The 9,411-nt window shown below is 35.6% G+C and carries 10 protein-coding genes; 4 read left to right on the top strand and 6 right to left on the bottom strand.

Annotation, left to right across the window (positions count from 1 at the left end; all coding sequences use genetic code 11):
- Nucleotides 1–167 precede the first annotated feature (167 nt).
- Both HYG93_RS15385 and HYG93_RS15380 read right to left on the bottom strand, forming a co-directional pair.
- Entirely contained in the window at nucleotides 168–1,151 is a 984-nt protein-coding gene (locus HYG93_RS15385; protein ID WP_178962617.1) for a hypothetical protein, read from the bottom strand.
- Nucleotides 1,152–1,228: 77 nt separating this feature from the next.
- Entirely contained in the window at nucleotides 1,229–1,585 is a 357-nt protein-coding gene (locus tag HYG93_RS15380; RefSeq protein WP_178962616.1) for an Arc family DNA-binding protein, read from the bottom strand.
- Between the two features lie 205 nt (nucleotides 1,586–1,790).
- Here HYG93_RS15380 and HYG93_RS15375 point away from each other — a divergent pair, with 205 nt between their 5' ends.
- From HYG93_RS15375 to HYG93_RS15365, 3 genes are all read left to right on the top strand, one after another.
- Entirely contained in the window at nucleotides 1,791–2,588 is a 798-nt protein-coding gene (locus tag HYG93_RS15375; RefSeq protein ID WP_178962615.1) for a Bro-N domain-containing protein, read from the top strand.
- A 218-nt stretch (nucleotides 2,589–2,806) separates the two neighbouring features.
- The gene (locus tag HYG93_RS15370) at nucleotides 2,807–3,298 is read left to right on the top strand and encodes a hypothetical protein (protein ID WP_106985221.1); all 492 of its coding nucleotides are present in this window, start codon (nucleotides 2,807–2,809) and stop codon (nucleotides 3,296–3,298) included.
- 289 nt (nucleotides 3,299–3,587) lie between these two features.
- Nucleotides 3,588–4,190 (top strand): nitroreductase family protein, encoded by a 603-nt coding sequence (locus HYG93_RS15365; RefSeq protein WP_106985220.1) that lies wholly within the window; start codon nucleotides 3,588–3,590, stop codon nucleotides 4,188–4,190.
- Nucleotides 4,191–4,317: 127 nt separating this feature from the next.
- Here the strand turns inward: HYG93_RS15365 and HYG93_RS15360 are convergent, their stop codons facing one another.
- From HYG93_RS15360 to HYG93_RS15345, 4 genes are all read right to left on the bottom strand, one after another.
- Nucleotides 4,318–5,526, bottom strand: coding sequence for an MFS transporter (locus tag HYG93_RS15360; RefSeq protein ID WP_106985219.1), 1,209 nt, complete (start codon nucleotides 5,524–5,526; stop codon nucleotides 4,318–4,320).
- The gene (locus tag HYG93_RS15355) at nucleotides 5,519–5,914 is read right to left on the bottom strand and encodes a MarR family winged helix-turn-helix transcriptional regulator (RefSeq protein ID WP_171501782.1); all 396 of its coding nucleotides are present in this window, start codon (nucleotides 5,912–5,914) and stop codon (nucleotides 5,519–5,521) included. Before HYG93_RS15355 ends, HYG93_RS15360 begins: the two co-directional genes overlap by 8 nt.
- Before the next feature lie 430 nt (nucleotides 5,915–6,344).
- Nucleotides 6,345–6,899, bottom strand: a complete 555-nt coding sequence (locus HYG93_RS15350; protein ID WP_106985263.1) for a thermonuclease family protein — start codon at nucleotides 6,897–6,899, stop codon at nucleotides 6,345–6,347.
- Between the two features lie 229 nt (nucleotides 6,900–7,128).
- Nucleotides 7,129–8,046 carry a LysR family transcriptional regulator gene (locus HYG93_RS15345; protein WP_106985217.1) on the bottom strand — a complete coding sequence of 306 codons (918 nt, stop codon included), beginning with the start codon at nucleotides 8,044–8,046 and terminating at the stop codon, nucleotides 7,129–7,131.
- A gap of 92 nt (nucleotides 8,047–8,138) precedes the next feature.
- Between HYG93_RS15345 and HYG93_RS15340 the strand changes: the two genes are divergently transcribed.
- Nucleotides 8,139–9,380: an acyl-CoA dehydrogenase family protein gene (locus HYG93_RS15340; RefSeq protein WP_106985216.1), complete on the top strand. Its 1,242-nt coding sequence runs from the start codon at nucleotides 8,139–8,141 to the stop codon at nucleotides 9,378–9,380.
- Nucleotides 9,381–9,411: the final 31 nt, after the last annotated feature.

Here is a 9,411-nt window from a genome sequence, read left to right as displayed (position 1 = left end):
CTTTAAGTTCTTGGCAAATTCTTTGGCTAATGCCAGCATTGCTTCATCTTTCATGGTAAACACCTGTGTTGCCCCTAACAGCGTTGAGGGATAGTCTAAGCGTTTACACAGTTTTATTTACAGTCTCCCTTAGGGTGCTTTTTATTAGTTGAGGTTATATTGCAACTTTAGTGATCAGTAGTGTCTATTTTATATGAACTTAACATGTCATTTTTCAGTTTTTCCAGATTCTTTGATGCTTCTATCATTTCATTATTATAAATTAGATAACCACATTCATAAATTATAACTCTCTCATTCATAAGGCTTATGTCAAAACTATTATTGTCGTGATGAATTATTAGTAAAACATTGTGGCCTTCAATGGTTTTTCTTATTTTAGGAGTTATTTCATCTATAAATGATTTTCTTTGGTTTTTTAAATGATTTTCAATGATTCCAATCATGTCTTCTTTATTTGGAACATCTAATAGGATTTTATGTAAATTTTGTGATTTATCAGATATTAATTTCTGAAATTTTATTTCGAAACAATTTGTAATATCAATATGAATCACACCATTATATTCAGGTTTTTCTTTTTTAAAATTATTTATTTGCTTAAGTGCTTCAGTTACTCTAGTTAAAACTTGATCTTTGGAGTGAATTTTTTTACATTCTATTGCTATTTTATCTTTATGTATAAGGATGTCGGTATTATTTGAAAGATCTACTTTATACCCAATTTTTTCATAAAAAGAAGCTGTAGATAGTTCAAATACAAAGTTTCTTGAAGCATCGTTTTTATAAGTGTTTTCTGTATCAAAAAAATATGTATTACCATATATTGATTTATAAAGTGTAGATTTAAAATTTTTTGAATTTTGATCTTTTAAATAATTATGAATTTTAATAATTTTATTTACTTCAGAAACAGTATGAATGAAGAAGTATAAATCATCACAAAAACGACCACGTACTTTTCTTTCATAACTATTTAAGACTTTTTTATAATCTCTTATACGGCCATCAATTTTTAATTTAAATTCATTTTCAATCCATGAACATGCATTTTCAAATTGAGTAATAAAATCGAATAAAAACCCTAATCCTTTGTACGGGGCTACATTTATAAAATCTACATTTATAAATTTATTTGAAGATGTAAGCATTTTATCTCTTTAAAGTTAATTTTTGGGAATACTATTATTAGCATAGGCTTATTAAGAATAAATTCTAGGTACTTTTATTAATCCCTAAAACTTTCACTTCTAGGAATAGAATACCAGTAACGTATCTTTTTCCCATCATTCAAAGTTTCAATATTGATTAGTTGATACTGAGGATTTCTATAAAAAACATCTGAAATCATTCTTTCAACACGTGCAGTCCGTTCATGAAGAGGTTCTTTTGGATAGTCTTCAATACAATTCATGTCTTGGAAATAAATAGAACGGCCAGAGTCTGATTTGGTATTTAATAATGCTTGCTCCAAGATGTTAACGATCTCACCATTCATTGTTCTATTATTTGATTTAGATCTTTCTTCTAGAATAGATTTCAATTCTTGCGATAGCCGTATTTTTAGCTGTGCATCTTCAGTCATTGTATGAGCTCCATTTGTCGATAGAAAGTAATTTAACAGATTGACATGTGAACCACAATGGTTTAATTTTGGTTTAAATATGAACCAAATATTCCATAACCTCAGATTGAGGGTGTGGAAGATTAAGAAGTTCAAAACAAAAAAAAGCCCCTACAACTTGGCGGAAGGAGGGGCTTTCTATCTAAACCCTGCAAGGAGATTAGACATGAACAGTCTATCATTTAATGACATGAATTTTAATCCAGTTAATCAAAATGATGATCAAATTTGGATAACATCATCTGAACTAGCTAGAATGCTTGGATATTCACGACTAGATAAAGTAACTCAAATCTTTAATCGTAAAGCTGATGAATTTACATCTAAAATGACTAGAGTTATTGAAAACCCCTCTAACGTCAATTTGACGTTACGGATATTTTCTTTACGTGGAGCTCATTTAATAGCAGTATTTGCCCGCACACCAGTTGCTAAAGAATTCCGCAAATGGGTACTCGACGTATTGGACAAAGAATCACTGCAACAGCAAATCGACACTCGAGTAAAAATTAACGCAGAACAACAGGTAGAGCTAAAAGAAATCGTCGACCGACGTGCCCAAGGCGAACGCAGACTTCATGCAGAAATGTGGTCACGTCACAATAAACACTTCCGCATCACACGTTATAGCGACCTGCTGGCCATTCATTTCCAAGATGCAGTGAATTACCTAGAAACACTAGATGTTAAGTCAAAAGGGAGTATCTATATAGATGAAAAACAATCCCTAGAAACGCTGTGCGTACATGCTCGTTTCTTTCAAGCATGGTGGAACACACATAGTCCAGCATTGGCCAAACTCAATCCATTACTGGTGACTATGCTTAACGACAATATGTTCTCTATGAGTAATGCTATATCAGACGTGAGTAAAAAATGCGGATTCACCATGCCAAACTATGATTACGACCACATGTTTGAACTCAAAACACTTCCGCATGAGCGATACAGATTGCTTAAGTAAATTAGACCGCCTTCGGGCGGTTTTTTCATACATAAAAGGATAAATTTAGAACAAAGAATCTATCTTGATCTTTCACAACTCAAATTACATTGAATGATGTGTCATAATTGCTAAAATACTCAACACTCAAAAACTCAGTTTTTCTAAAGTTTTGATAAAATTTTGATAGGCATTTTTTTATCTTTTGAAAAACAGTAATTTACCAGCGGAAAATTTTAATGTTTGATATTTATTTAACAGATGTCCAAAAGAAAGTTCAATTTAAGGATTATCCTGGTGAGCATCCTGTTAAATTTGTTTTAAATTTCAAGAAAATTTTTCCAAGTGTTATGGAGCTTATGCTGCCAGTATTACCTGAAAATGAAAACTTGGAAGAAATGTCTTGGGAGTCGACAACTGCTGACTTTGAAACCTTTAAATTATTGTTGAGTGGTTGGGGTGTTATTGAATTACGTTTAAATGCGATAGCTCAATACAAAGACCGTAAATATGCAGACAATCTTGTGAAGCAAGCACAGCAAAAGCGCAAAGATTTTTCTAAATCACAACCCATGTTGTCGACAGTTGAACTTGATTACTTGTTTATGCATGAAGTACACGGTTTGATTGATGCAGAACTTGTAGAGCTAGGCGAAAAATTCTACCTTCCAACACTGCGTGATCTGTGGAAAAATAAAGTTTCAGCGAAAGTATTACAAGCAAATTTCTAAACATTGTATTTTGCATTGATATGTACTGAAGTGATTTTACGAATTTTAAAAAGCCCCTCAATAATGGAGGGGCTTTTTTTATGCGTATATCAGATTTATGTATTTAATTATTAGAAAACGTGCATATAAATTTTAACAACTGGTTAAAAATTTGCCAAATTTTAATGGTAAATGGAATTGTTTTTGCATAATGTTAAGACCAACAATGCGCAGTTGAGCTGAGCCTTTCATGACATTTAATGAATATTGGCTTGCTTAACGTTTAAATATGTTCAAAAGGAAAAAATAGATGTCAAATCAGTTTTTAGATCTAATTACAAAACGTCGTACTATCTATGCAATTGGCAAAAATGTAGTGCAAACACCTGAATATTTAACTGATTTGATTCAAAACACTATCAAGCAAAGCCCATCTTCATTTAATTCACAGTCCTCACGTGCAGTGATTCTATTGAATGCACAACATGAAAAATTTTGGGGCTTTGTTGCAGACGCATTAAAAGCCTATGCAAAAGACGAAGAAAGTGCAGCAAAAACAACAGCAAAAATGGCAACTTTTGCTGCAGGCGTAGGCACAGTTTTATTTTTTGAAGATGTAGAGACCGTACAAGGTTTACAAACACAGTTTCCATCTTATGCAGAAAACTTCCCAATTTGGGCGGAACATTCAACTGCCATTGCACAATTTGCGGTATGGACAGCCTTACATACAGAAGGTTTAGGTGCATCTTTGCAGCATTACAACCCAATTGTAGATGAACAAGTTCATGCAGAATGGGGTATTCCTAGCAATTGGAAATTACGTGCACAATTGGTATTTGGTTCTGTGGAAGGTGAAGCCAAAGATAAAGGCTATATTGATGATGCAACACGCTTCAAAGTGTTTCAATAAATCAATTTTGAACAAGCACACAATGTCGTTTTAAAAAATCCCCCATGAGCTGGGGGATTTTTTATGTAAAAAGGTTAGTGCTTTGCTTATGTCCGCAATATTTAAAAATCAAAGTGTCATAGTGTGGTTAAGCGATCAGTGGTTTAGTGTGCTGATGTCGACCATAAACGAAATAGTAAACCACAATACATGCAAAGGCAGCATAAGCACTATAAAGATACAGTTGTGAATAGCCTAAGTGTTCGAGTAATTTTCCAAGAAAATATGGTCCAAAGCCTAAACCAGCATCCAAGAAAATAAAGAATGTTGAGGTAGCAAATCCTATGCGTTCAATACTACAGCTTTTCACCGCAATTGTTTGGCAAATAGATTGAATATTGCCATAACCAAAGCCAAGCAAGGCGGCACAAAGTAATAACATCCATGCGCTATGAGTGAAGCTTAATATCAATAATGCGCTCCCCATAATTATAAATGCAGGATACATAATCACATTTGCACCTTTGCGATCCATCATTGGCCCGGTAATCGGACGTGAAATTAAAATGGCAATGGCATACATTAAAAAGAAGAAAGATGCGGCTTCGACTAAATTAATTTCATTGGCATAAAAGTGAATAAATGACAGTACCCCTGAATAACAGATAGAGGCTAAAAGCATCACAAAGGAAATAGGAAGGGCTTTGGGCTCAACAAAACGTGAAATAAGACTTTTTTGTCCACTGCTTGCTTGAAGCTCACTTATTTTAGAGATGTGAGTAGGCGTTATATTGGGTACTTGAATACACAGCGCAACGACGAGACAGCTCAGTGCGATTACACTTGAAACCATAAAAATGGCGTGGTAACCAATGTTCAGCATCATCCAAATCGCAAGAAAGGGACCAATGGCCGTACCTAAAGTACTGCTCATGCTGTAATAACCAATACCTTCGCCACGGCGTGTTGCTGGCAGTATTTGTGCGATGATAGTTCCTAATACTGAAGATGCAATCCCCATCATGAAGCCATGCATAAAACGCACGAAAAGCAACATGCCAATGTCAAAACGAATAAAGTACAGGCAAGAAAACAGTAAAAATCCAGTTAAGCCAACGAGCAAGCTAAACTTACGTCCAAACCGTTCCAGAAACTGTCCAACCAATAAACGTCCAACCAAAGTGCCGACAATAAACAGCCCAGAGACTAAACCTGCTTGAGCAGTACTCGCACCTAACTCAGCTACAGCATAGCCAACAATGACCACTACCAACAGATAAAATGTAAGGACCAATTGAAAGTTGATAGCACTCACTAAAATAAAATTTTTGGTCCATAAAGGCGCTGAATTAGGCATGATTATTTCCCGATTTTTTTGCTGAGAGTTGATCAATCAAAGTATTTAAAAGCGCAGTGCTGAGCACAACGTCTTTTTGGTCAAATTGTTGAATCATGCTCTGTTCAAAGTCATTAATAACATTGGCACAAGTTTGATATAGCTGCAGACCTGCATCACTGAGTGCTATTTTCTTTTGACGTTTATCTTGGGTTGCTAGCTGTGTGAGGATGCCCAATTGACTCAGTATAAGCGTACGTTTAGTAATAGATGGCTTAGAGACATTGAGATAATTTGCAATGTCTATCGAAGTGCAACTTTGCTTTTCATGTATAACGAACATGACTTGCCACAGTGAATAATTCAGCTGGTAGGGTAATAAAAGGGTGTTGATTTCATCACAAATCATGCGCGATGAACGCAGTAGGGAAGTGCGGAAACCTAAACGAGAATTTATTTTGGTTAACTAGGGTAACTAAATTAATGAAACTTTACGCCGATCAAGTTTAATATTCAAGCTTTAAAATAAGGCCGTTTTATCTAAAAATGAATGTAGTGCGTATGACTATGTTTATCGGTACGCAAGCTCATAGAATGGTGAATCGAGGTTTTTACTTAGGAATAAAACGGTTTAATTTATATTTTAAATCCAAATCTTATTGTGGAAGTGCAAAAACTCCTATTCACTAGAAGCTGGACTTTTTAAATAATGCATCACGAAATAAATCTTGCTTAAATATAAATGTGATTTTGAGATCCAGCCGCTATTTGTCACGAAAAAAGCAGTATAAAAACTGCTTTTTCATGCATATATGATGTGGGCTAAAAAGGGTAGGGCTTTATTTAGTTTGTTTTCTATATGTGCTTGGGCGCATCGCATTCGGATTTTTCCAAAGGCCTTTTTTCTGTTTTTTTGCTTGTTGTTGCAGAGCGAGCCATTGCTGTTTTTGGCTAGGATTACGAATATATTCTTCATATACCCATGCGCCACCACGTTTAACCAACTCTTGGTTAATATTTCTACCATATCGACGGATAAATCCGACACAACGTCCGTAACGGTCAACATCTGTAATTTCAACGCGGACTAACTTGCGGTACACCATTTTTTTCACCATTTGCTGTGACTCTTTACCAAAACTTTGTTTGGATTCAGGGGCATCAACAAATGCAAAACGCAATTTAGTTTCAGAACGGCGTAAGTTAAATCGTGTGCAGGTGAGGGTATCCCCATCACTGACATGCACAACTCTGCACCAATAGCGTTTACCTTTTTTAAAAGGTGTAAATAGTTCTGAAAGAAAAACTGAGAGCTTACGAAGCAGGTAAAGCAAGATCAGGCACAGCACCATGCCTAAAGCAATCAGCCAGCCTGAAGATAATTGAGAAAGCATCATAAATGGGAGATATACGCAGGACAAATATAGCGAAACAGCAGCGCTAAAACTGAAGTAAATTATAAATGAAAGCGCAGTTTTATAATGCTCAATTATTCACCTAACAATAATTAAAACAATAGATTAGAAAACATTCATCACAATAAAAGCGCAGATTATCCAAACGTATGAATACTTCATGCAGATATAAATAGCCTAAGCAGAATTTATTTCTAATTAAAATAGCCTAAGCAAAAATTTTAAAAATTTCCCCACGTAAAAAATTATGCCGAGCATTCATTTCAACATCTTTATGCCAAAAAATTCCTAGGCTCATTAAAGGCAGTTCAACAGGCACTTCAAAAATATTCAAGCAAGGATGTATTTGTAAATGTGAAAGAATATTTTGAGGAATGGTTAACACAGCCTGTGGCTGCATTTCCAAAATTTGCAGGGCAGTTGAATAATGCTGACAACGTAAACGAATATTGCGAGATAAATGCTTACGGTTCAAAAAAATATCTTCAACCAAAGTGCCTGTACGTCTAGAAGAAACACCAATATGTTCGGCGGAGATGTATTCCGCTTTGTTCATGCTGAGTTGCTGTGAGCATGCAACAAAATGATCTTGCTGTAAGCTGTGAAACTGAATTTTATCACCAAAATTTTGTTCTAAATCAATCACAAAATCGACTTGCTGAGAAGCCAAGTCTGCCACAATGTTTTTACGGTCTAATTTAATACTTGAGAACTGAATATTAAATTGGCTCTGCTGGAAATGTGCAACAAGCTTAGGAAAAATCAATGGTTCAATTTCATCATGTACGGCGATTTTTAAAGTTTGTAATTGGCTTGAATCAAATTTTTGATTTTGATTGGAGATTTTTTGAATACAAAAAAGCGCATCTTTGATATCTGGATAAATCTGCTCAGCAAAAGGTGTGGGCAACATTTTACTGCCAGTACGAACAAATAAATCATCTTTTAAATGTGTTCTAAGGCGTTGCAAAGCATGGCTGGCTGCAGATTGCGTAATACAAATCAGTTGTGCTGCTTTAGATATATTTTGTTGCTCGTAAATCGCTACAAATAAAGGATATAAATTCATATCAATACGATAAAAAGAACTCATATCAATGGTATTTTTACTATGCACTGTATTCATATTTTGCTATGGAATTAAATCATTTTGTTCATAATAGAATTCGCGGTATGTTGTTGTAAAGAGTAATACATAATATTGAAAGGGATCATGCCATGTTTGAACTGTCAGCACGTGCACAAGACTATGTAGAAAGAACTAAACGTTTTATTAAAGATGAAATTGAGCCTGTTGAAACTGAGTTTTGGGCAGAAGTTCATGAACTGAACCAAGGTGGTGATTGGACCAAATGGCAATGGCCAGCACAGTTAGAGGTTTTAAAAAATAAAGCCAAAGTTGCAGGTTTATGGAATATGTTTTTACCTTGTCCTGAACTTGGACAAGGTTTATCTGTGCAAGAATATGCACATATCGCAGAACTTTCAGGCCGTAGCTTGCTTGCACCTATTGTATTTAACTGTAATGCACCAGACAGTGGCAATATGGAAGTGATTTGGCGCTATGGTACAGAAGAACAAAAGCAGCAGTGGTTAACTCCATTGCTTGACGGAAAAATCCGTTCGGTATTTTGTATGACAGAGCCTGCAGTTGCTTCAAGCGATGCCACTAATATGCAAGCCACGGCTGTCGTTGAAGGCGATGAAATTGTGTTAAATGGCCGTAAATGGTGGTCTTCAGGTTTAGGTGATCCAAATGCCAAAATCATTATCTTTATGGCGCATACACCAGATGAAAGTAAAGATCGTCATCATCAGCATTCTATGGTTTTAGTTCCAATTGATACGGCGGGTGTAAAAATTGAACGTATGTTACCTGTATTAGGTGACTACGATGCTCCACATGGGCATGGTGAAATTAGCTTCACAAATGTGCGTGTACCTGTAGCAAACTTTATTGGTGGTGCAGGTCAAGGTTTTGAAATTGCACAAGGTCGTTTAGGTCCTGGCCGTATTCATCACTGTATGCGTTGTATTGGTGCTGCCGAAAAATCATTAGAATTGATGATTGACCGAGGTATGAGTCGAACTGCTTTTGGTAAAGAAATTTTAAAGCTGGGTGGTAATTTAGAACGTGTAGCAGAAGCCCGTGTTGCGATTGATCAAGCGCGTTTGCTGACTCTATATGCTGCATATAAAATGGATACGATGGGTAACATGGCAGCCCTAACTGAAATTTCTGCAATTAAAGTAGTTGCACCAAGTGTATTGGAAAAAGTAGTCGATATGGCCATGCAAATTCACGGTGGTGCTGGCGTTTCACGTGATACACCACTTACAGGTTTCTTTGCACAAGCACGTTCACTGCGTTTGGCCGATGGTCCAGATGAAGTGCATAAAGGCATGATTGCAAAATTAGAATTGGCTAAACGTGGTTATAGTAGCCGTCGTAAAAAATAATCAAATTTGTATGCAACAAATAGCATGGCAG

Origin of the sequence: Acinetobacter sp. SwsAc6, assembly GCF_013391565.1 — a bacterium.
In the GTDB taxonomy this organism is placed as follows: domain Bacteria; phylum Pseudomonadota; class Gammaproteobacteria; order Pseudomonadales; family Moraxellaceae; genus Acinetobacter; species Acinetobacter cumulans.
This window is presented reverse-complemented; position numbering and strand designations above follow the sequence as displayed.

Coding starts and splice junctions, on each gene's coding strand:
- HYG93_RS15355 (WP_171501782.1), bottom strand. CDS start 5,914: ATGATTTGTGATGAAATCAACACCCTTTTATTACCCTACCAGCTGAAT.
- HYG93_RS15350 (WP_106985263.1), bottom strand. CDS start 6,899: ATGCTTTCTCAATTATCTTCAGGCTGGCTGATTGCTTTAGGCATGGTG.
- HYG93_RS15360 (WP_106985219.1), bottom strand. CDS start 5,526: ATGCCTAATTCAGCGCCTTTATGGACCAAAAATTTTATTTTAGTGAGT.
- HYG93_RS15345 (WP_106985217.1), bottom strand. CDS start 8,046: ATGAATACAGTGCATAGTAAAAATACCATTGATATGAGTTCTTTTTAT.
- HYG93_RS15385 (WP_178962617.1), bottom strand. CDS start 1,151: ATGCTTACATCTTCAAATAAATTTATAAATGTAGATTTTATAAATGTA.
- HYG93_RS15370 (WP_106985221.1), top strand. CDS start 2,807: ATGTTTGATATTTATTTAACAGATGTCCAAAAGAAAGTTCAATTTAAG.
- HYG93_RS15380 (WP_178962616.1), bottom strand. CDS start 1,585: ATGACTGAAGATGCACAGCTAAAAATACGGCTATCGCAAGAATTGAAA.
- HYG93_RS15365 (WP_106985220.1), top strand. CDS start 3,588: ATGTCAAATCAGTTTTTAGATCTAATTACAAAACGTCGTACTATCTAT.
- HYG93_RS15375 (WP_178962615.1), top strand. CDS start 1,791: ATGAACAGTCTATCATTTAATGACATGAATTTTAATCCAGTTAATCAA.
- HYG93_RS15340 (WP_106985216.1), top strand. CDS start 8,139: ATGTTTGAACTGTCAGCACGTGCACAAGACTATGTAGAAAGAACTAAA.